At 72.5% G+C, this 21446-nt stretch carries 18 protein-coding genes and 1 tRNA gene; 8 read left to right on the forward strand and 11 right to left on the reverse strand.

Going from position 1 to position 21446, the window contains the following annotated elements:
* The first annotated feature begins 111 nt into the window (after positions 1–111).
* Together STTU_RS09715 and STTU_RS09720 are read left to right on the forward strand one after the other, a co-directional pair.
* Entirely contained in the window at positions 112–2484 is a 2373-nt protein-coding gene (locus STTU_RS09715; protein ID WP_007822224.1) for a ribonucleoside-diphosphate reductase subunit alpha, read from the forward strand.
* Positions 2484–3521 (forward strand): ribonucleotide-diphosphate reductase subunit beta, encoded by a 1038-nt coding sequence (locus tag STTU_RS09720; protein ID WP_007822225.1) that lies wholly within the window; start codon positions 2484–2486, stop codon positions 3519–3521. The genes STTU_RS09715 and STTU_RS09720 overlap by 1 nt, the downstream gene beginning before the upstream one ends.
* 81 nt (positions 3522–3602) lie before the next feature.
* On the opposite strand, the gene STTU_RS09725 is transcribed toward STTU_RS09720, so the two are convergent.
* From STTU_RS09725 to STTU_RS09760, 8 genes are all read right to left on the reverse strand, one after another.
* The gene (locus STTU_RS09725) at positions 3603–4985 is read right to left on the reverse strand and encodes a cytochrome P450 (protein ID WP_043254703.1); all 1383 of its coding nucleotides are present in this window, start codon (positions 4983–4985) and stop codon (positions 3603–3605) included.
* A complete protein-coding gene (locus STTU_RS09730) occupies positions 4982–6043 on the reverse strand; it encodes a terpene synthase family protein (RefSeq protein WP_007822235.1) in 1062 nt (353 codons plus the stop codon). Before STTU_RS09730 ends, STTU_RS09725 begins: the two co-directional genes overlap by 4 nt.
* A 470-nt stretch (positions 6044–6513) precedes the next feature.
* Positions 6514–7146, reverse strand: coding sequence for a peptide deformylase (def, locus tag STTU_RS09735; protein WP_010271834.1), 633 nt, complete (start codon positions 7144–7146; stop codon positions 6514–6516).
* 206 nt (positions 7147–7352) lie between these two features.
* The gene (locus STTU_RS09740; protein ID WP_029397038.1) at positions 7353–8333 is read right to left on the reverse strand and encodes a tetratricopeptide repeat protein; all 981 of its coding nucleotides are present in this window, start codon (positions 8331–8333) and stop codon (positions 7353–7355) included.
* A 359-nt stretch (positions 8334–8692) separates the two neighbouring features.
* Positions 8693–9013: a mycothiol system anti-sigma-R factor gene (gene rsrA / locus STTU_RS09745; protein ID WP_043254705.1), complete on the reverse strand. Its 321-nt coding sequence runs from the start codon at positions 9011–9013 to the stop codon at positions 8693–8695.
* On the reverse strand, positions 9010–9672 hold the full coding sequence (locus tag STTU_RS09750) for a sigma-70 family RNA polymerase sigma factor (RefSeq protein ID WP_029397040.1): 663 nt from the start codon (positions 9670–9672) through the stop codon (positions 9010–9012). The genes rsrA and STTU_RS09750 overlap by 4 nt, the downstream gene beginning before the upstream one ends.
* A gap of 270 nt (positions 9673–9942) precedes the next feature.
* A complete protein-coding gene (locus tag STTU_RS09755) occupies positions 9943–10581 on the reverse strand; it encodes an alpha/beta family hydrolase (protein WP_007822249.1) in 639 nt (212 codons plus the stop codon).
* A gap of 61 nt (positions 10582–10642) precedes the next feature.
* Complete coding sequence (locus STTU_RS09760; protein ID WP_007822251.1) at positions 10643–11455, reverse strand: SOS response-associated peptidase; 813 nt, start codon at positions 11453–11455, stop codon at positions 10643–10645.
* A 48-nt stretch (positions 11456–11503) separates the two neighbouring features.
* Here STTU_RS09760 and STTU_RS09765 point away from each other — a divergent pair, with 48 nt between their 5' ends.
* The 5 genes from STTU_RS09765 (at position 11504) to hisN (ending at position 16137) form a co-directional block, all read left to right on the forward strand.
* Entirely contained in the window at positions 11504–12217 is a 714-nt protein-coding gene (locus STTU_RS09765; RefSeq protein ID WP_007822253.1) for a M50 family metallopeptidase, read from the forward strand.
* Between the two features lie 187 nt (positions 12218–12404).
* On the forward strand, positions 12405–13736 hold the full coding sequence (gene aroA / locus STTU_RS09770; RefSeq protein ID WP_043254707.1) for a 3-phosphoshikimate 1-carboxyvinyltransferase: 1332 nt from the start codon (positions 12405–12407) through the stop codon (positions 13734–13736).
* Between the two features lie 13 nt (positions 13737–13749).
* A complete protein-coding gene (rsgA, locus tag STTU_RS09775; protein WP_007822258.1) occupies positions 13750–14760 on the forward strand; it encodes a ribosome small subunit-dependent GTPase A in 1011 nt (336 codons plus the stop codon).
* A 180-nt stretch (positions 14761–14940) separates the two neighbouring features.
* The gene (locus STTU_RS09780; protein ID WP_007822261.1) at positions 14941–15264 is read left to right on the forward strand and encodes a DMT family transporter; all 324 of its coding nucleotides are present in this window, start codon (positions 14941–14943) and stop codon (positions 15262–15264) included.
* Positions 15265–15318: 54 nt separating this feature from the next.
* On the forward strand, positions 15319–16137 hold the full coding sequence (hisN, locus tag STTU_RS09785; RefSeq protein ID WP_007822263.1) for a histidinol-phosphatase: 819 nt from the start codon (positions 15319–15321) through the stop codon (positions 16135–16137).
* A 600-nt stretch (positions 16138–16737) separates the two neighbouring features.
* On the opposite strand, the gene STTU_RS09790 is transcribed toward hisN, so the two are convergent.
* Positions 16738–18192: a catalase gene (locus STTU_RS09790; RefSeq protein WP_007822265.1), complete on the reverse strand. Its 1455-nt coding sequence runs from the start codon at positions 18190–18192 to the stop codon at positions 16738–16740.
* 130 nt (positions 18193–18322) lie between these two features.
* Between STTU_RS09790 and STTU_RS09795 the strand changes: the two genes are divergently transcribed.
* The gene (locus STTU_RS09795) at positions 18323–18739 is read left to right on the forward strand and encodes a Fur family transcriptional regulator (RefSeq protein ID WP_009068611.1); all 417 of its coding nucleotides are present in this window, start codon (positions 18323–18325) and stop codon (positions 18737–18739) included.
* Between the two features lie 101 nt (positions 18740–18840).
* On the opposite strand, the gene STTU_RS09800 is transcribed toward STTU_RS09795, so the two are convergent.
* Both STTU_RS09800 and STTU_RS09805 read right to left on the reverse strand, forming a co-directional pair.
* A tRNA-Met gene (locus STTU_RS09800) sits at positions 18841–18917 on the reverse strand.
* Between the two features lie 357 nt (positions 18918–19274).
* The gene (locus STTU_RS09805) at positions 19275–21428 is read right to left on the reverse strand and encodes a tetratricopeptide repeat protein (RefSeq protein WP_007822269.1); all 2154 of its coding nucleotides are present in this window, start codon (positions 21426–21428) and stop codon (positions 19275–19277) included.
* Positions 21429–21446 lie beyond the last annotated feature (18 nt).

Raw genomic sequence — 21446 nt, forward strand, 5'->3', positions numbered from 1 at the left:
GGCCCCGCGGAAAGGGCCGGGGACGTGACGCGGTGTGCCCGAAAGCGCTGCCGTCGTCCCGTCGCCGCCCCGCACCCGAGGCCCCCAGCCGAGCGAGGGAGAGCCACCCCAGTGACCATCGCGCCAGCAGATCCCGCCTCATCGGTCGCGGCCGAGCAGGACCTTCCCGGGACCGCCTTGTTGCGGACCCTCACGGAACTCACCGCCGACCTCCCCGACACCGACCCCGGCCGGGTCGCCGCCGCCGCCCTGCGCGGTCGCAGCGCCCACGCCGACGAGGCGGAGCTGCGCGAGCTGGCCACCGAGGCCGCCGCCGGGCTCATCTCCGAGGACCCCGCCTACTCCCGGCTCGCCGCCCGCCTGCTGGCCCTCGCGATCGTCGAGGAGGCCGCGGGGCAGGGCGCGAGCGGCTTCGCGGCCTCCGTCGCCGTGGGCCACCGCGAGGGCCTCATCGGCGACCGCACGGCGGAGTTCGTCGCCGCGCACGCCGCCCGCCTGGACGCGCTCGTCGACACCGGGGGCGACGACCGCTTCGGCTACTTCGGCCTGCGCACCCTCTACAGCCGCTACCTCCTGCGCCACCCGATCACGCGCAAGGTCGTCGAGACCCCGCAGTACTTCCTGCTGCGCGTCGCGGCCGGGCTCGCCGCCGACGACAGCCTCCCGGCCGTCGACGAGGTCGCGAGCCTGTACCGGCTCATGAGCCGCCTGGACTACCTGCCCTCCTCGCCGACGCTCTTCAACTCCGGTACGCGGCACCCGCAGATGTCCTCGTGCTACCTCCTGGACTCGCCGAAGGACGAGCTGGACTCGATCTACGAGCGCTACCTCCAGGTCGCCCGGCTCTCCAAGCACGCGGGCGGCATCGGCATCGCGTACTCCCGCATCCGCTCGCGCGGTTCGCTGATCCGCGGCACCAACGGGCACTCGAACGGCATCGTCCCCTTCCTCAAGACGCTCGACTCCTCCGTCGCCGCCGTCAACCAGGGCGGGCGCCGCAAGGGCGCCGCGGCCGTCTACCTGGAGACGTGGCACTCGGACATCGAGGAGTTCCTGGAGCTGCGCGACAACACGGGCGAGGACCAGCGCCGCACGCACCACCTCAACCTCGCGCACTGGATTCCCGACGAGTTCATGCGCCGCGTCGCCGCCGACGCCGAGTGGTCGCTCTTCTCGCCGGCCGACGTGCCCGAGCTGACCGACCTGTGGGGCGAGGAGTTCGAGGCCGCGTACCGCGCCGCCGAGGCGAAGGGCCTGGCCCGCAAGACGATCCCGGCGCGCGAGCTGTACGGCCGCATGATGCGCACCCTCGCGCAGACCGGCCAGGGCTGGATGACCTTCAAGGACCACTCCAACCGCACCGCGAACCAGACCGCCGAGCCCGGCAGCGTCGTCCACTCCTCGAACCTGTGCACCGAGATCATCGAGGTCACCGACGACGGCGAGACCGCCGTGTGCAACCTCGGCTCGATCAACCTCGGCGCGTTCGTCGACAACGGCACGATCGACTGGGAGCGCCTGGACGAGACCGTCCGCACGGCCGTCACCTTCCTCGACCGCGTCGTGGACATCAACTTCTACCCGACCGACGAGGCGGCGAACTCCAACGCCCGCTGGCGGCCCGTGGGCCTGGGCGCGATGGGCCTCCAGGACGTCTTCTTCAAGCTGCGGCTGCCCTTCGACTCGGCCGAGGCGAAGGCCGTGTCGACCCGTATCGCCGAGCGCATCATGCTCGCCGCCTACGAGGCGTCCGTCGACCTCGCCGAGAAGCACGGCCCGGTCCCCGCCTGGGAGAAGACGCGGACCGCGCGCGGCGTCCTGCACCCCGACCACTACGACGTGGAGCGGACCTGGCCCGAGCGCTGGGAGGCGCTGCGCGCCCGTATCGCCAGGAGCGGCATGCGCAACTCGCTGCTCCTCGCGATCGCGCCGACCGCGACGATCGCCTCGATCGCCGGTGTCTACGAGTGCGTCGAGCCGCAGGTCTCCAACCTCTTCAAGCGCGAGACGCTCAGCGGCGAGTTCCTCCAGGTCAACGGCTACCTCGTCGAGGACCTGAAGAAGCTCGGCGTGTGGGACGCGCGCACCCGTGAGGCGCTGCGCGAGGCGAACGGCTCAGTCCAGGGCTTCAACTGGATTCCCGAAGAGGTCCGCGCGCTGTACCGCACCGCGTGGGAGCTGCCGCAGCGCGGGCTCATCGACATGGCCGCCGAGCGCACCGCCTTCCTCGACCAGAGCCAGTCGCTCAACCTGTTCATGGAGACGCCGACGATCGGCAAGCTCTCCTCGATGTACGCGCACGCCTGGAACAAGGGCCTGAAGACGACGTACTACCTGCGCTCGCGTCCCGCGACGCGCATCGCCCGCGCGGCCGGTGCCCCGGCCGCCGAGGCCGCACCCATCCCGGTGCAGCAGAGCGTGCCCGACGCCGAGGCGATCGCCTGCTCCCTGGAGAACCCCGAGTCCTGCGAGGCCTGCCAGTAATGTCCGACCCCACCCTGCCCGAGCAGAAGAAGCGCAACCAGAACCTCCTGGACCCCGGCTTCGAGCTGACCCTGCGCCCCATGCGCTACCCGGACTTCTACGAGCGCTACCGGGACGCGATCAAGAACACGTGGACCGTCGAGGAGGTCGACCTCCACTCGGACGTCTCCGACCTCGCGAAGCTCACGCCCGGCGAGCAGCACCTCATCGGCCGTCTCGTCGCGTTCTTCGCGACGGGCGACTCGATCGTGTCGAACAACCTCGTGCTGACGCTGTACAAGCACATCAACTCCCCGGAGGCGCGGCTCTACCTGAGCCGGCAGCTCTTCGAGGAGGCCGTGCACGTGCAGTTCTACCTGACGCTGCTCGACACGTACCTGCCCGACCCGGACGACCGCGCCGCCGCCTTCGCGGCCGTGGAGAACATCCCGTCCATCCGCGCGAAGGCCGAGTTCTGCTTCAAGTGGATCGACGAGGTCGAGAAGATCGACCGCCTGGAGTCGCGGTCCGACCGGCGGCGGTTCCTGCTCAACCTCATCTGCTTCGCGGCGTGCATCGAGGGCCTCTTCTTCTACGGCGCCTTCGCGTACGTGTACTGGTTCCGCTCGCGCGGCCTGCTGCACGGCCTCGCGACCGGCACCAACTGGGTCTTCCGCGACGAGACGATGCACATGAGCTTCGCCTTCGACGTCGTCGACACGGTCCGCAAGGAGGAGCCGGAGCTGTTCGACGACAAGCTGGAGGCCGAGGTCAAGGAGATGCTCGCCGGGGCGGTCGACGCGGAGCTCCAGTTCGCGCGCGACCTGTGCGGTGACGGCCTGCCCGGCATGAACACCGAGTCGATGCGCGAGTACCTCCAGTGTGTCGCCGACCAGCGCCTCGTGCGCCTCGGCTTCTCGCCGGTGTACGGCTCCAGCAACCCCTTCTCCTTCATGGAGTTGCAGGGTGTGCAGGAGCTGACGAACTTCTTCGAGCGGCGGCCGTCCGCCTATCAGGTCGCGGTCGAGGGTTCGGTCTCCTTCGACGACGACTTCTAGAGAGGCCGCGTCCGCGACGGGCGCGCTCCCAGAGGGGGCCGGGTTCCGTACGGGACCCGGCCCCTTCGCGTGCTCGCGGGCTCAGGCGCGGCGGACGCGGAGCACCGTGGCACGGGGCTGGAGCGTGATGCCGATGCGGGGGCGCGGGTCGGTGCGCCCGGGGACGTTCTCGACGTGCCAGTCCCTGACCGTGTTGGCGAGGACGAGGGCGAGTTCGGTGAGGCTGTAGATGTCGCCGGGGCATTTGCGGTTGCCGATGCCGAAGGGGATGAAGGCGTGCCGGGGGATCTCGGCGGCGCGTTCGGGGAGCCAGCGGTCGGGGTCGAAGCGGTGCGGCTCGGGGAAGGACCTGGGGTCGTGCTGGAGGGCCCAGGGACTGTAGAGCACGTCGGTCCCCGCCGGGACGCGATAGCCGCCGAGTTCGGTGTCGCTCGCGGCCCTGCGGGTGAATATCCATGCCGCCGGGCGTATCCGCATGGATTCGCTCACGAGATTCCGGGTGAGGGTGAGTTTCGGAAGATCCTCGAAATCGACGGGCCGGTCCGGCGCGACCGATTCCACTTCCTCCCGCAGCCCGCGTTCCCACTCGGGGTGCTGGGCGAGGAGGTGAAAGGTCCAGGCGAGTGTCGCCGCGACATTTTCGGCCGCCGCGACGACAAGGGATACGACGTTGTCGTGAATCTCCTCGTCGGGCAGCGGGGCGCCGTTCTCGCCGGTGGCGTGAAGCAGTACGGAGAGCAGGTCGTCGTCGGGCGCGGCCTCGCCGGAATCGTGCGCGCGTGCTTCCCGCACCAACTGGCGGACAAGCGTGTGCAGTTCCGCGAGGGCCGCGTTGAAGCGGCGATTGGCGGGGGTCGGCAGGCGGTGCAGGGGCCCGAAGGAGAGGATCATCCGCTGGTAGAGGCCGCCGAAGACGGTGTGCAGGGCGTGCGCGATCCGGTCGGCGAGTTCGGTGCCCGTCGCGTCGACCTCCAGGAGGGAGCGGGAGACGATCCGGACGCCGGTGCGGAACATCTCCGCGCCCACGTCGGTGATCTCCCCGTCCCGCCACGAGCCGGCGGTTCGTACCGCCTCCTCGGTCATGACGCGCGCGTAGGAGGCGATCCGCTCGGGGCGGAAGGCCGGCTGGATGGTGCGGCGCTGGCGGCGGTGGCGGGGGCCGTTGCTCGTCGCCACCCCCTTGCCGAGCAGGATCTCCAGGGTGTCCCACAGCGGCCCGCCGACGGTGAACTCGGGGCGGGTCAGGAGGGTGCCGACGAGGTCGGGGGCGCAGACGGCGAGCACCTGCTTGGGCCCGAGGGCGATCCGTACGACCTCGCCGTGCGCGCGCAGCCCTTCGAGGAAGGGCAGCGGGCCGCGCGCGAGGGCGGGGGCGTGGCCGAGGAGCGGGAGGGCTCCGGCGGCGAGGGGCGCGGTGCGCGGGGTTCCCTCGGGGGGCGCGGTGGGGGGCGTACGCGGGCTCATACGGTGCCCTCCTGCTCGTGCGGGCCGCGCTGGCGGCCGACCCTGGGGGTCTCGGTGGGGCGCACGGGCGGGGTGGTGCGCGCCGGTGCGTTGTCCTGGAGGTACGGGGGGCACGCGGGGTCCTCCCATTGTTCGACGCGATAGCGGCCGGATTCGTGGTGGAACCAGTAGACCGACGGAAACCAGTTCCGCATGTTGTCCGTGCAGGAAATCAGGACGTCCCGCGTCCTCTCCCTGTCGATTCCGTCGCCGTCGCCCTCGTTACCGTTTTCACCCTCGGCGAGGGAATCCGCGAGAGCGCGCAACTCCTTTTCCGCCTCAAGGAATGCGGTGACGCGTCCCGCGACTTTCTCGTGCACGACGGAAACGGCTTCCGCGAGTTCCATTCCCTCGTGCCTGATGAGGCTTATCCCGAGGTTGTGCAGCTCGTCCCCCGCTATTTCCTTCGGCAGCGAGCAGAGGTCGTTGTACCAGGCGGCGAAATCCTGACAGGCGAGCCCCGCGGTGCGGTACGCGGTGCTTTCCCGCACGGTCGCGGGGAGTTCGGCCCCGGCGACGGCTTCGAGGAGGTCGAGCCAGATGTCGTGGGCGAAGGTCAGGCGCCGCAGCTCCAGGTACTCGGCGACGGTCGGGACCGTACGGCTGAGGCGGTTGCCGAACTCCTGGTCGTAGGCGTCGATGACGGGGCCCATGTGGCGGGCGAAGCGACGGCGCCACGAGGGGGGCATCGGCTGGCCCATCCGCAGCAGGCAGTCGGCGAAGGCCGCCACCAGCGGCTCCTCGTGGTGCAGATGGGCGCCGGGGTCGCGCAGGGCGGCGTGCAGGTCCGCGCACAGGTCGCGCCAGGAGGCGGTACGGGCGTGGGCGACGTCCCGGTCGTGCCGGTCGTCCCAGGCGAAGAACCAGCTGCTGAAGTCGGCGATGGCGCCGAGCATCGCGTCGGTGGCGCCGAGGTAGTAGCCGGCGACGAGGTCGGTGTAGCGCAGCTCGTCGGCGAGGGCCTCGGCGGCGGCGGGGGCCATGAGCCGTTTCTCCTGGAGCCACAGCTTCGACTTCACCTGAAGCTTTGGCCAATAATTGTGGAGTCGGCGGGCGAAATCCCTTTCGACTACCGGGAGTTGCAGCGCGGGCGGCACGAGCACCGGCCTGGCGGCGGTGGCCCGGGATGAGAAAGCAGGCACGAGCGAACCCCTTTCGGGAGCCGGACGCGCGCGCACCGGGTCCCCGTCCCCCGGCAGGCGCCGCGTCGCAAATCGACAGCGCATTCCATTCAGCCCTATGGAGTGGCGGGAAGGGAATGGATACCGTCGAGGAATCGCTCAGGTGTGCCGACAACCGGCCCGTTTTTGTCCGGAATCCGATCATCTATGGATGTCATATTGAGGCCGAATATGCCCCGCCGCCCGTCCTGGGGCGGACGGGCGGCGGGGGACGCCTGAGGTCGCGCCGCGCGGCCCGCGCAACCGCTGGGCGCACAAGCGGGCGCACGAGTGCGGGGGGAGCGCAGCCGTGGGGAAAGGTGCGGCGCTCAGTCGTTGGGGACGGTCGCGTAGCGCGGGGTCCCCTCGGCCATCTGCTTCAGCGCGTCCTTGCGGTCCCGCTTGGAGAGGCGGTCCAGGTAGAGGTAGCCGTAGAGGTGGTCGGTCTCGTGCTGGAGGCAGCGCGCGAAGTACCCGGTGCCGCGCACCTTGATCGCGTTGCCGTGCTCGTCCTGCCCGGTGACCTCGGCGTACTCGGTCCGCGGCGTCGCGGCGTAGGCGCCGGGGACGGAGAGGCAGCCCTCGTTGGAGTCGTCGAGGGTGCGCAGCTCGGCGGGCAGGTCGCGCAGCTTCGGGTTGCACACGACGCCGACGTGCCGGACGCCCTGGTCGTCCTGGCAGTCGTAGACGAAGACCTTGAGGCCCACGCCGACCTGGTTGGCGGCGAGCCCCACGCCCTCGGCGGCGCGCTGGCTCGCGAACATGTCGTCCACGAGCTTCGCCAGCTCGGGCCCGAACTCGGTGACGTCCGCGCACTCCTTGTGCAGCACGGGGTTCCCGACGACGGTGATCGGCAGCGCCTCCCCGCGCTCCCGGTAGGCGCTCTCCCGCTCCTCGGTGTCGGCCGTGTCGATCACGTAGCCCTCGTCGTCGACGGGGAGGCCGGTCGTCTGCTGCGCCATCTTCTCCGGAATGTCCTTTCAGGGAGCCGGCCAACCGACCAGCAGGATGTGCCGATCCACCCTACAGCGACCGAAATCCTGGAAAGCCCAGCCCTGAAACCCACCCAGCCGCGGAAATCAGCCCCTCCGGAGGCACCTTGCGGCCGAAGACCGGGGGAGCTTGAGGAGCGGGCCCGGGACGGAGCCCGGGACATCCCCCGCCGGGGTCAGCAGACCTCCTCCAGGTCCCGCCACCCCCTGGCCTCCGGCCGGTCCGCGACCCACGTCTCCAGAATCCCCCGCACCAGCTCGGCCGGCGCGGCCACCCCGCACTCCCGCTCCGTCACCCACCGCCCCCCGGCGGTCGCGTGCCCGAGCGGTCCCGGCGCCCCCGGCTCGCTGTGGTCGTGCGGGTCGGCCCGCTCCCCGTCCCCCGCGTCGCTCTCCATCCGGCTCTCGGAGCAGCTCCGGCACAGCAGCCGCACCGAGGAGGTCCAGTCCTCCGCCGCGTAGCCCGCGTCCGAGGCGAGCTGTTCGAGGGCGTCGCGGTCGTCCTCGGTGGCCGCGTCGAGCAGCACGACCCACGTCGGCACGGGCGAGGGCGCCCACAGCTCGATCTCGTCGAAGACGGGGAAGGACTGCCCCTCGGGCGTGATCCGCTCCCCGTGCGGCACCCCGTCGTGGAGCACGACCTCGCCCCAGCGCCGCCCCGAGGACGGCAGCGGCACCGACAGGACCTCGATCCGCGCGGGGTCGATGCGCCTGCCCCACACCACCTCGGCCTCGCCCTCGGGCGAGAGGCGCACGGCGGCGCTGCCGAGGCCCATCCCGGTGGGCGGGCCGCCGGGCTCCGCGTCGTCGGGGAGCCGCAGCCCGTACGCCTGCCAGGCGCGCCGGGCCAGTGGCCAGTCCTGGAGCGCGGTCGCCGCGATCCCCACGTTCCACCAGTCGGGAGCCCCGGCCGAGCGGTCGAGCAGGGCCACGGCGCGCAGACCGGTGGTCCGCGCGGCCTCCCAGTCGTGCCGGAACTTGTGGAGGAGGGCGAGGTTGAACCAGGACTCGGAGAGCCACGGCTCCAGGTCGGCGGCGCGCGTGAGCAGCGCCCCCGCGTCCTCGTACCTGCCGTCGCCGATGAGGGTGAACGCGCGATCGGTGGCCTGCCGCCAGGAGGCGGAGGGCCGGTGCCGTCCCTTGCCGAAGATCCTCACGATTCCCGCCTGCATCCCCGCTGCCGTCGATGGTGGGGCCGCGGCCCGCTGTCCCGCCGCACGGGTCTGGATGCCCCGCCGGCGCCGGGCGAGCCGGGCGCGTCGCAGCCCCCGGCTCCCGCTCTCGCATCCAACCACGGACCTCCGGGCGCCCGCTCATTACCCATGGGTTACCCCGTCCGGACGCATCCAGACCTGGCCCCGGGGCCGGGGCGCGGGGGCCCGTATCCCTCGTACGGGTGAAGGAGGGTACGGACGGTGATGAGCCGGGTACGCCGGAGGCCGCGCCCCGTTCGGGACACGGCCTCCGTACACCTCCGGGCGGGCGTGCGGCCCCTCCCGTACGCCCTCCGGGGCGCTCAGCTCTCCCGTACGCCGCTCTCGACCGCGCCGGGCAGTGAGATGTCGTCGTCGGGCACCGCCTGGCCCGAGCGGATCAGCTCGATCCGTCCGAGCACCTTGGCGCGCAGGTCCGAGGGGACGTCGTCCTGCCCGCAGCAGCGCTTGACGAGCTTCTTCACCGCCTGCTCCAGACCGTACTTCTCCAGGCAGGGGTCGCACTCCTGGAAGTGGTCCTCGTACTTGACGCACTCGGAGTCCGGCAGCTCATGGTCCAGGACCTCGTACAGGTGGTCGAGGACCTCGCTGCAATCCGTCTCGTGCGGCTCTCCGCAGCTCATGAGCCCGAGCCTTTCGCCTCGTCCGACCCACCCGCGCCCGCCGGGACGAGCCCGCGCTCGCGGGCGTAGTCCTCCAGCATGCCGCGCAGCTGGCGGCGACCGCGGTGCAGCCGGGACATCACCGTACCGATGGGTGTCCCCATGATGTCCGCGATCTCCTTGTAGGCAAAGCCCTCGACGTCCGCGAGATAGACCGCGATGCGGAACTCCTCGGGGATCGCCTGGAGCGCGGACTTGACGTCCGAGTCCGGCAGGTGGTCCAGGGCCTGCGACTCCGCGGAGCGCAGACCGGTGGACATGTGCGACTCGGCGCGCGCGAGCTGCCAGTCCTCGATCTCCTCGGCCGCGCTGCGCTGGGGTTCGCGCTGCTTCTTGCGGTACGAGTTGATGAACGTGTTCGTGAGGATGCGGTACAGCCACGCCTTGAGATTGGTGCCTTCACGGAACTGGTGGAAGGAGCCGTACGCCTTCGCGTAGGTCTCCTGCACCAGGTCCTCGGCGTCGGCCGGGTTGCGCGTCATGCGCAGCGCGGCCGAGTACATCTGGTCGAGGTACGTGAGGGCGTCCCGCTCGAAGCGGGCGCTGCGTTCGGCCGCGCTCTCCTCGGAACGCGTCCCCGCCTCGTCCTCTCCCGCGTCGGTCCCAGTGACCCGACCCACCTCCTCCGACACCGTGCCGGCGTCCGCGAAGGTGCGGGCGCCCGCCTCGGAGAATAGACGACCGGGGGCCTCGGGGGCCTTCCGGTCGACTCCGGCCACGCCGCCGTTCCGGGTGGTGCGCGCCGCGTGCAGAACGGACCAGTCCAGTCCGTTGCCGCTGCGGCTGGGGCAGATCGTCGCTCCCATGCGGGGCCTCTTCCTTTCGTACGCCGGAGGTTCCGGTACGGCTGACACAACACCAGGCCCGCCCGGCGCATTCCCGCGCCCCGTTCAGCCCCGCGCGCGCAGCCAGTCCCCCACCGCCGCTGTGAGCAGACTCACCGCCTCGTCCTGCCCGAGCGGCGCCCTCTTCGGCACCTGGAAGGAGTGATCCCCGTACGGGACCTCGCTGAGGTCGTACGGGCCGGGCGGGAACTCGGCGGGCCTGCCGAAGGGGTCGTTGCCGCCCTGCACGACGAGCGTGGGCAGCCCGGTGCCGAGGAGTTCGGCGGCGCGGCTCTTCTCCGGCTTCCCCGGCGGGTGCAGCGGGAAGGAGAGGGCGAGCACGGCGGCGGCGCCGAGGTCCCGCGCCGTACGGCACGCGACGCGCGCCCCGGCGGAGCGACCGCCCGCGACCACGGGGAGCCCGCGCGCGGCGAGCCTCGGCCACAGGGCGGTGAAGGCGGCGTCGAGGGTCCGGGGGGCGGGCGCGAGCCTCTTGCCGGCCACGCGCCAGGGCTGTTCGACCAGGGCGACGGTCACCCCGCGGGACGGGAGCGAGGCCGCCAGGGCCGCGAGGTCGCGGGCCTCGACGCCGCCCCCGGCGCCGTGGCCGAGGGCGAGCACCGTGTGCGGCTCCGCCGCGGGGTGCCAGTGGATACGGGCGTCACCCTGCGGGGTGGCCACCAGGTCAGGAGTCACGTGCCGCATTGTGTCGTGGGCTCCGCCCCACCCCGCTCCTCGATCGCCGGAGAGGCTTGATCAACGCCCCTCAGAACAACGTCCCCTCCTCCGGTGCTGCCAGTTCCTTCTCCAGTTCGGGGCCGTTGTTGCGGACGTTGCTGACGTCGGTGCTGACCGGGTAGGCGCGCATCAGGCCCTCCGGGGGCGGGGCGAGGAGGGACTCGGGGGCCGTGTTCGCGGGGTCGAGCCAGGCGTCCCAGCGGTCGGGGGTGAGCATCAGCGGCATACGGGGGTGGATGTCGGCGAGGGAGCGGGGGCCCTCCGCCGGGCCCACCGCGAGCGGGGCCGTCTCGGCCTCCGTCGTGAGGACCGTGTACGTGGCCCACCACGCCTGCGGGTGGTCCTCGGGGAGCGTGCGGTCGCGCCAGAACTCGTACAGCCCGGCCATCGCGAAGACGGAGCCGTCGGCCGGGGTGACGAAGTAGGGCTGCTTGCGGGGGCGTTTGCGACGGCCCTCCTCCTCCAGGCGCCGCTCGTCCTTGCCCGTGACCCACTCGTAGTAGCCGTCGGCGGGCAGCAGGCAGCGGCGGGCCGTGAAGGCGCGGCGGTAGGAGGGCTTCTCGTGGACCGTCTCGGCGCGCGCGTTGATCATCCGCGCGGCGCCGTCGGGCGACGTGGCCCACGAGGGCACGAGGCCCCACTTGAGGGGGCGGAGCTGGCGAACCGGCCGCCCGTCCCCCGCGTCCTGTCCCTTGAGCGGCCGTTCGAGGACCACGGGGACGAGCTTCGTCGGGGCCACGTTCCAGTCGGGGGCCAGGGTCTCGCTCGGCTCCCACTTCTCCACACCGAAGAGCGAGACGAGATCCTCGGGGGCACGAGAGGCCGCATACCGTCCACACATGACCTTCAGCCTGCCACGTCCACCCCCCACCCGAGGAGCCTTCGTCCCATGCACCCCACCGATCTCCCCGGACTCTGGCACCGCGTCCTCGGCGGACAGCCCTCCCCCGAGCGCTGGGTCGTCCTCGTCGCGCTGCTGCTCGCGCTCCTCGGCGTCGGCCCGCGCCCGCTGTGGCACCTGACCCGGAACGCCGTGACGATCGCGCACGAGGGCGGGCACGGGCTCGTCGCGCTCCTGACCGGGCGGCGCCTGGACGGCATCCGGCTGCATTCGGACACCTCCGGGCTCACCGTGAGCCGCGGCAGGCCGACCGGGCCCGGCATGATCCTCACGGCGGCGGCCGGGTACGTCGCCCCCTCGCTCCTCGGCCTCGGCGGCGCCTGGCTGCTCGCCGCGCACCACATCACGCTCCTGCTGTGGGCGGCGACGGCGCTCCTCCTGCTCCTGCTGATCATGGTCCGCAACGCGTACGGGATATTCACCGTGCTCGTCACGGGCGCCGCCTTCGTCCTCGTCTCCTGGCTCACCGGACCGCGGGCGCAGTCCTTCTTCGCGTACACCGCCGTGTGGTTCCTGCTGCTCGGCGGGGTGCGCCCGGTCTTCGAGCTCCAGGGCAAGCGGCGCCGCGAGGGCGCGTACGACTCCGACCCCGACCAGCTCGCCCGGCTGACCCACGTGCCCGCCGGGCTGTGGCTGCTCCTCTTCTTCGCCGTCTCGCTCGGCTCGCTCGTCGCGGGCGGGCGCTGGCTGCTCGGGCTGTGAGGCCCGGCGCGAGGCGTCCCGGGGTGGTGCGCGCCGGTGCGTGTCCACCGGCGTGCGCGGGCCCCTCGTGCGGGTGAAACCCGCCTCGCCGGCCCCGGCCGTCCCGCGTACCACACCCCTGTTTCGGACTGGTTTCGGCGCATTTGGACAGGATCGTGGATCACCCTGAGCGACTAGAGTGAGGGTCATGACCGAGACGCCTGCACTGACCGACCTCTGGCCCGCGCCGCACGCGGAGGGGCCCGTTCGCGCGACCGTGCGGGTGCCCGGCTCCAAATCCATCACCAATCGCGCGCTCGTGCTCGCCGCGCTCGCCGCCGAGCCGGGCTGGCTGCGCCGCCCGCTGCGTTCGCGCGACACGCTCCTGATGGCGAGCGCGCTGCGCACGATGGGCGTCGGCATCGAGGAGACCGTCTCCTCGGAGTCCTGCGGCGTCGTCGGCGCGGGCGAGGCGTGGCGCGTCATCCCCGCCGGGCTGCGCGGCCCCGCGACCGTCGACGTCGGCAACGCGGGCACGGTCATGCGCTTCCTGCCGCCCGTCGCGACGCTCGCCGAGGGCGCGATCCGCTTCGACGGCGACCCGCGGTCGTACGAGCGCCCCCTGCACGGCGTGATCGACGCGCTGCGCGCGCTCGGCGCCCGTATCGACGACGGCGACCGGGGCGCGCTGCCCCTCACGGTCTTCGGCAGCGGCGCCCTCGACGGCGGCAAGGTCGAGGTGGACGCGTCCAGTTCCTCGCAGTTCATCAGCGCGCTGTTGCTCTCGGCGCCGCGCTTCAACCAGGGCGTCGAGCTGCGGCACACGGGTGCGACGCTGCCCTCGCTCCCCCACATCCGGATGAGCGTGGACATGCTGCGCGCGGTCGGCGCGCAGGTCGACGAGCCGGAGACCGGCGGCGAGCCGAACGTGTGGCGCGTGACGCCCGGCGCGCTGCTCGGCCGCGACCTCACGATCGAGCCCGACCTCTCCAACGCGCAGCCCTTCCTCGCCGCCGCGCTCGTCACGGGCGGCACCGTGACGATCCCGGACTGGCCGGCGCGCACGACGCAGCCGGGCGACCGGCTCCGCGAGATCTTCACGGAGATGGGCGGCGCCTGCGAGCTGACCGAGGCGGGCCTGACTCTCACCGGTACGGGCCGCGTCCACGGCATCGACGTCGACCTCGGCGAGGTCGGCGAGCTGACCCCGGGCATCGCGGCCGTCGCGGCGCTCGCAGACTCCCCCTCGACGCTGCGCGGCGTCGCGCACCTGCGCCTCCACGAGACGGACCGTCTCGCCGCGCTCACCAAGGAGATCAACGAACTCGGCGGCGACGTCACCGAGACCGCCGACGGCCTCCACATCCGCCCGCGCCCGCTGCACGGCGGCGTCTTCCACACGTACGAGGACCACCGCATGGCCACGGCGGGGGCGATCCTGGGGCTCGCCGTGCCCGGCGTGGGGATCGAGAACGTCGCGACGACGGCGAAGACGCTGCCCGACTTCCCGGAGTTGTGGACCGGAATGCTCGGGAACTGACGGGACCTGAGCGATGCGCCGCTACGGAAAGAACCCCGACGAGGACGATGTCCGCGTCCGCCCGGGACGCCGGGGCAGCCGCCCCCGCACCCACACCAGGCCCAAGCACGAGGACGCCGCGTCCGGCATGGTCCTCACCGTCGACCGGGGGCGGCTCACGTGCCTCGTCGACGGGCGCAGGGTCGTCGCGATGAAGGCCCGCGAGCTGGGCCGCAAGGCCGCCGTGGTCGGCGACCGCGTCGCGCTCGTCGGCGACCTGTCCGGCGAGAAGGACACCCTCGCCCGCATCGTCCGCATCGAGGAGCGCCGCTCGGTGCTGCGCCGCACGGCCGATGACGACGACCCGTACGAGCGCGTCGTCGTCGCCAACGCCGACCAGCTCGCGATCGTCACCGCGCTCGCCGATCCCGAGCCGCGCCCGCGCATGATCGACCGCTGCCTCGTCGCGGCGTACGACGGCGGCCTGAGCCCGCTGCTCGTCCTCACCAAGTCCGATCTCGCCTCCCCGGACAGGCTGTTGGAGAGGTACACGCCGCTCGGCGTCCCGTATGTCGTGACGAGCCGTGAGGAGCTGTACGACGGCGGGGCGGCGGGGCGGGTGCGGGAACTGCTCGACGGGAAGGTCACGGCCTTCGTCGGGCACTCGGGCGTCGGCAAGACGACGCTGGTCAACGCGCTGGTCCCGGAGGACCAGCGGCGTACCACCGGGCACGTCAACGCGGTCACGGGGCGCGGCAGGCACACGACGACGTCGGCGCTCGCGCTGCCGCTGGACGGGGCGGGCGGCTGGGTCGTCGACACGCCGGGCGTGCGGTCCTTCGGGCTCGCGCACGTCGATCCCTCGCGCGTCGTGCTCGCCTTTCCCGACCTCGTGCCGGGGACGGAGGAGTGCCCGCGCGGCTGCACGCACGACGAGCCGGAGTGCGCGCTCGACGCCTGGGTCGCCGAAGGCCACGCGGACCCCGAGCGCCTCGCCTCGCTGCGGCGGCTGCTCTCCACGCGGGAGCGCCACGAGGGGGACTGAGCGGGCGCCAGGTGTGGTGCGGCCTGCCCGGGGGAAGGGGTTTGCGTATCCCAAGGGAAGGCAAAGGCATAAGCTCGGGCGGGTCCGCACGGGGCGGACCGGGGCCGGTCCGGCCGCACCGTGCCGCTGTCGGCGCCGGGGCGCGCGGGCGGGCCCGTACGAGCGTGAAGGAGACACCACATGGCGTGGCTGCTGGTCGTCGTGGCCGGGCTGCTGGAGACGGGCTTCGCGATCTGCCTGAAGCTCTCCCACGGCTTCACCCGGCTGTGGCCGACCATCGCCTTCGCCAGCTTCGCGCTGGGCAGCTTCGGCCTGCTGACGCTCTCGCTGAAGAAGCTCGATGTGGGCCCGGCGTACGCGGTGTGGACGGGCATCGGGGCGGCGGGCACCGCGATCTACGGCATGGTCTTCATGGACGACCTCGTCTCGGTGCTCAAGATCGTCTCGATCGGCCTCGTCATCGCGGGTGTCATCGGCCTCCAGCTCTCGGGCTCGGCGCACTGAGGGCGACGCGGAGGCGACTGGATCACGCGGCGGGCCCGTGGATACTGTTCGGCCATGGCCGACTACCACGATGATCTGCGCCTCGCTCACGTCCTGGCCGACGCGGCCGACGCCACCACGATGGAGCGCTTCAAGGCGCTGGATCTCAAGGTCGAGACGAAACCCGACCTGACGCCCGTGACCGAGGCGGACAAGGCGGCCGAGGAGCTGATCCGCTCCCAGCTCCAGCGGGCCAGGCCGCGCGACGCGATCCTCGGCGAGGAGTACGGGCTGCGGGGCACGGGCCCGCGCCGCTGGGTGGTCGACCCGATCGACGGCACGAAGAACTACGTGCGCGGGGTGCCGGTCTGGGCGACCCTCATCTCGCTCATGGAGCTGTTCCCCGGGCGCGAGGGCGAACAGGGCACGTGGCACCCGGTGGTCGGCGTCGTCTCGGCACCGGCCCTGAACCGCCGCTGGTGGGCGGCGTACGGGCACGGCGCCTTCACCGGACGCAGCCTCACCTCGGCGAGCCGGCTACGGGTCTCGGGCGTGCGCCGCATGGCGGACGCCTCGTTCGCGTACTCCTCGCTCACGGGCTGGGAGGAGCAGGGCCGCCTGAACGGTCTGCTCGACCTGAGCCGGGCGGTGTGGCGCACGCGCGGCTACGGGGACTTCTGGCCGTACATGATGGTCGCCGAGGGCTCGGTCGACATCTGCGCCGAACCGGAGCTGTCGCTGTGGGACATGGCGGCGAACGCGATCGTGGTCACGGAGGCGGGCGGCACCTTCACGGGCCTCGACGGCCGACCGGGCCCGCACAGCGGCAACGCGGCGGCGTCGAACGGGATGCTGCACGACGAGCTGCTGAGCTACTTGAATCAGCGGTACTGAGGGGGTGGCGGCCTGCCTCGGCGAGGGGCGGTGGCTCTTCGCGAGGTGAGGGGATGGGCGCCTTTCGCGAGGGTGGCCGGCTTTCGCTAGGTGAGGGGACCGGTAGCTCTCCGCGAGGGTGGTCGGCTTTCGCTGGTGAGGGGGCCGGTAGCCCTTCGCGAGGGTGGCCGGCTTTCGCTGGGCGAGGGGCCGGTAGTCCTCCGCGAGGTGAGTGGGTGCTCACTCACCCGCGTTGCACCTGTGGACAAGTGCTGCGAACCCGCACAACGGCTCACTCGTGCGGGTGAGGCGTTGCGCGGGTATCGGCGAGTTATCCACAGATGAGGCGGGAGGGCGGGGGCGGGGGGTGGGGATTTGGGAAACTTGTATAGGGGTCGCCCCCCGGGCGGGAGGGGGCTGACTTGCGCCAGGCGGTGAAGGCGCCCTCCCCCCGCGATCACCCCCGACGGGAGGCGGCTGAACGCCGTCAGCTGAACGCCGCCGCAGGGACAGGACCGTCCGCGACTACCCCCGCTTCGCCCCCCAGCCCCCCGACTCCTCCCCCGCGACCTCACCTCGCGTCGCTCCCCACCTCACTCCTACCTCACCCCCGCCTCCCCCTCAACGCCTCGCCCTCACCGCCTCGTCGAGCCGCTTCCCGAAGTCCTCGTCCGCCTTCCGGAAGTTGTCGATCGCCCGCTGCGCGATGTCGTCGCGCGAGACGCCCGCGATCGAGTCGGCGAGGTTGGCGATCAGGCGCTCCTTGGCGTCCTCGGGCATGAGCCGGTACAGGTTCCCCGCCTGGACGAAGTCGTCGTCCTCGGCGTGCGCGGGCGCCTCGTGGTGGCCCGTCGCACCGGAGACCCCGGTCGGCTGCCACAGCGGCTGCCCGGTCTGCGCGGGGCCGCCGAAGCTGTTCGGCTCGTAGTTCTTCGTACCGCCGTGGCGACCGTCGTAAAGGAGACCGTCGCGGCTGTACGTGCGCGCCTCGGCCGCGTGCGGGCGGTTGACCGGGAGGTGGTCGGCGTTGATGCCGACGCGGTAGCGGTGCGCGTCCCCGTAGGCGAAGAGCCGGCCCTGGAGCATCTTGTCGGGCGAGGGGCCGATGCCGGGCACGAAGTGCGCCGGGCTGAAAATCGACTGCTCGACCTCGGCGAAGATGTTCTGCGGGTTCCGGTTGAGCTCCAGCTTCCCGATCTCGATCGGGGGGTAGTCCTCGTGCGGCCACACCTTGGTGAGATCAAAGGGGTTGAAGCGGTAGTTCTCGGCGTCGGCGGCGGGCATGATCTGCGCCTGCACCGTCCAGCTCGGGTACTCGCCCCGCTCGATCGCCTCGCGCAGGTCGCGCTGGTGCGAGTCGGGGTCCGCGCCCGCGAGCCTCGCCGCCTCCTCGGCGGTCAGCGTCCTGATGCCCTGGTCCGTCTTGAAGTGGTACTTGACCCAGAAGATCTCCCCGGCCGCGTTGTTCCATTGGTACGTGTGCGAGCCGTAGCCGTTCATGTGGCGGTACGAGGCCGGGATGCCGCGATCGCCGAAGAGCCACGTCACCTGGTGCGTCGACTCGGTTGACAGGCCCCAGAAGTCCCACACGTTGTCGGGCTCCTGCGAGCCCGTGTACGGGTCGCGCTTCTGCGTGTGGATGAAGTCCGGGAACTTGATGGCGTCCCTGACGAAGAAGACCGGGGTGTTGTTGCCGACGAGGTCGTAATTGCCGTCCTCGGTGTAGAACTTCAGCGCGAAGCCGCGCGGGTCGCGCACGGCGTCGGGGGCGCCGAGGTTGCCCGCCACGGTCGAGAAGCGCAGGAAGGTCTCGGTGCGCTTGCCGACCTCTGAGAGGAAACGGGCCCGCGTCCAGCGGCTCACGTCGGCGGTGACCGTGAAGGTCCCGTAGGCGCCGGCGCCCCGGGCGTGCACGACGCGCTCGGGGATGCGCTCACGGTTGAAGTGGGCGAGCTTCTCCAAGAGCGACTGGTCCTGGACGAGGACAGGCCCGCCGACACCCGCGCTCTCGCTGTTCTGGTTGTCGGCGACCGGAGCCCCGGCCTCGGTCGTGAGTGGTCCCTGCCCCTGCGTCACTGTGCCTCCCGCATCGTTCCGGCTCGGTCGAACCGCAAAACGATCCTACATTGGACTTCATCTAATTCAAGCTGACCTCCAAAGCCACACTCGTTCGGAATCAGGCCGGTCGCCTGTTACCCTTTGCCCTATGAGTGACCTTCTGGAACGGCTTCGTGGGCGCGGTTGGCGCATGACGGCGCAGCGCCGCGTGGTCGCCGAGGTGCTCGACGGCGACCACGTTCATCTGACCGCTGACGAGGTGCACGCGCGGGCGGCGCAGCGCCTCCCCGAGATCTCGCGCGCCACCGTCTACAACACGCTCGGCGAGATGGTCTCGCTCGGTGAGGTCATCGAGGTCGCGACCGACCACCGTGCCAAGCGCTACGACCCCAACGCGCACCACCCGCACCAGCACCTGGTCTGCGCGAACTGCGGCGCCGTCCGCGACGTCCGCCCGGCGGGCGACCCGCTCAAGGACCTCCCCGCCGACGAGCGCTTCGGCTACACGGTCTCCGACGTGGAGATCACCTACCGCGGCCTGTGCCCGGACTGCGCGAGCGCCTGAGAACGCCGCAAGGGCGCGAGCGCCTGAGAACGCCGCAAGGGCGCGAGCGCCTGAGAACGCCGAATGGGCCGGAGATCGATGATCTCCGGCCCATTCGGCTGTGGTAGCGGGGACAGGATTTGAACCTGCGACCTCTGGGTTATGAGCCCAGCGAGCTACCGAGCTGCTCCACCCCGCGTCGGTGAACCCGACTTTACGCACCCGGCCCCCCAAGAGGCAAATCCGCCCCCGGCCCCATCCAACAAACCCGGCCCACACCCCAATCAAACCCCCAGGCGCCCACACCCGGCTCGAGCCCGCACCCCCCAAGGCACCCGCCCCCCAATCAGGCCCCCGGGCACCTACACCCACCTCAAGCCCGCACACCCCAAGCCACCCGCACCACAATCAAGCCTCCGGGCACCCACACCCAACCGAAGCCCGCCCCCCAAGGCACCCGCCCCCCAATCAAGCCCGTCCGGCGATTGAGGACACACGGCCCGCAGGGCCACTCAGCCCACGCCGACACCCACACCCACGCCCCCCGCCGGAGGCATCACGCGCTCAGCTCCTCGCGCAGTGCCTCCCGCAACCGCCCCGCCCGCTCGGCCACTTCCCCCGGCCCCGCGGCCACAGCGGCATCGCACCAGTGCTGGCTCTCCTCCAGCTCGCCCCGCCGCGCGAAGAACAGCCCGAGCCGCAGTGCGGCGCGCCCGTGCCCGGCCTCGGCGGCGCGGCGCCACCACAGCGCCGCCTCCGGCTCCCCGCCCTCGCGGGCGAGCAGCAGGCCGAGGTTGAAGGCCCCGTTGCGGCTGCCCGCCTCGGCCGCCGCGCGGTACCAGCGCGCCGCGGTCTCGACCTCGCCCCGCTCGGCGGCGAGCATCCCGGCCCGCACCTGGGCGCGCCGGTGGCCCTGCTCGGCGGCGCGCTCGTACCAGGCCGCGGACTCGTCGCGCGCGGCGACGCTGCTCTCGCCGAGCCGGGGCGGGCCCTGGGGCGGGCGGCGGGCGTCGAGGAGGGCCGCGAGGCGGTAGGCGCCCTCGGCGCTGCCCCCGCCCGCCGCGCAGCGCAGGTGGCGCTCGGCGGAGCGCTCGTCGCCCTCGCGCAGGAGGGCCATGCCGACCTGGAGCGCGGCCTCGGCGTGCCCGGCGGAGGCGGCACGCTCGTACCAGCGCAGCGCGCCGTCCTCGTCGCCGCGCCCGGCGTGGAGGATGCCGAGGTTGAAGGCGGCGTCGACGCTGCCGGTCTCGGCGGCCTTGGAGAACCAGGGCTCGGCGCCCGCGGCGTCCCCGGCCTGGAGGAGCATGACGGCGAGGGCGTTGGACGCCTCGCGGTGGCCCGCGTAGGCGGCGCGGCGGTACCACTGCTCGGCCTGGGCGGTGCGGCCCTGCGCGGCGCAGAGCAGGGCGAGGTTGTAGGCGCCGTTGTGGTCGCCCGCGTCCATCGCGGAGCGGTACCAGCGCTCGGCGGTCTGGTGCTCGCCGCGCTCGGCGTGGAGGGCGCCGAGGGCGTTCGCGGCGTTGCCGTCGCCGTTCTGGGCGGCCTTGAGCCACCACACGGCGGCGTTCTCCTCGTCGCCCGCGTCGCGCAGCAGGAAGCCGAGGGCGCAGGCGGCGCGCGTCTCGCCCTCGCGGGCGGAGCTGAGGTACCAGCGGCCCGCCTCCTTGAGCTTGCCGCGCCGCTCCAGGAGTGCGCCGAGCTGGAGTGCCGCGCCGCGGTGGCCGCGCGCGGCGGCCTGGCGGTACCACTGCTCGGCCTCGCGGGTCAGCTCCTCGGCGCGCGCCTTGCCCTGCTCCTTGCCCTGGTTCTCGCCGGCGGCCGGGGTGCGGGGGCCGGGGACCGGGGCCGCGCCCTTGGGGCGGGTGGGCTGGGGGCGGCGCGGTCCGGGCAGGACGGGGCCTCTGGCGCGGCGCGCGGTCTCGCGGGCGCGGCGCTCCAGGGTCCTGGCGAGGCGGTACGAGGCTTCGCGGTGCCCGTGCTCGGCGGCGCGGCGCAGCCAGCGCTCGGCGCCCGCCTCGCCGCGGTGCTCCAGGAGGTCGGCGAGGGCGAAGGCGCCGTGGACGTGGCCCTGTTCGGCGGACTGGCGCAGCCAGTACTCGGCGGCGGGTTCGTCGCCGCGCTCGCGGTGGTGGCGGCCGAGGGAGTGCGCCGCGGCGGCGGAACCGGCGACGGCGGCGACGCGCCACCAGCCGGCGGCCTCTTCCTTGTAGCCGCGCTGGTGGAGCAGGACGCCGAGGTTGTTGGCGGCGGCGCGGTCGCCCGCGGAGGTGGCGGAGCGCAGGTAGGGCTCGGCCTCGTCGAGGGCGCCGGCGCGCAGGAGCTGGGCGCCCAGTTCGCTCATCGCGGCGGTGTCCCCGGCCGCGGCGGCGGCCCGGCGGCGTGCCTCGGTCTCGGCGTCCGTGAGGTCGGGCGCGAGGGTCTCGGGCGCCGGGGCGGGGCCGGCGAAGGGGCCGGGGGCGGGGTCGCCCGCGAGGTCGGCGGCGCCGGTGAAGCCGGCGGCGGGTTCAGCGGGGGCGGTCGCGGCGAAGAGCGTGTCGGTGCCCGTCGCCACCGGCCGGGGCACGGCCGGGGCGGTGCCCGGTCCCGGCTGGGCGATGCCGGGGGGCGGGATCAGCGCCGTACCGCTCTCGGCCTCTTCGGCCCATGGCGTACCGGAGGGCGTGAACCGTCCTGATTCCCACCACGTCGCCCTGTCCCCCACAACGTCCATCGTCGCACCACCCGCGAG

This window comes from Streptomyces sp. Tu6071 (genome assembly GCF_000213055.1).
In the GTDB taxonomy this organism is placed as follows: Bacteria; Actinomycetota; Actinomycetes; order Streptomycetales; family Streptomycetaceae; genus Streptomyces; species Streptomyces evansiae.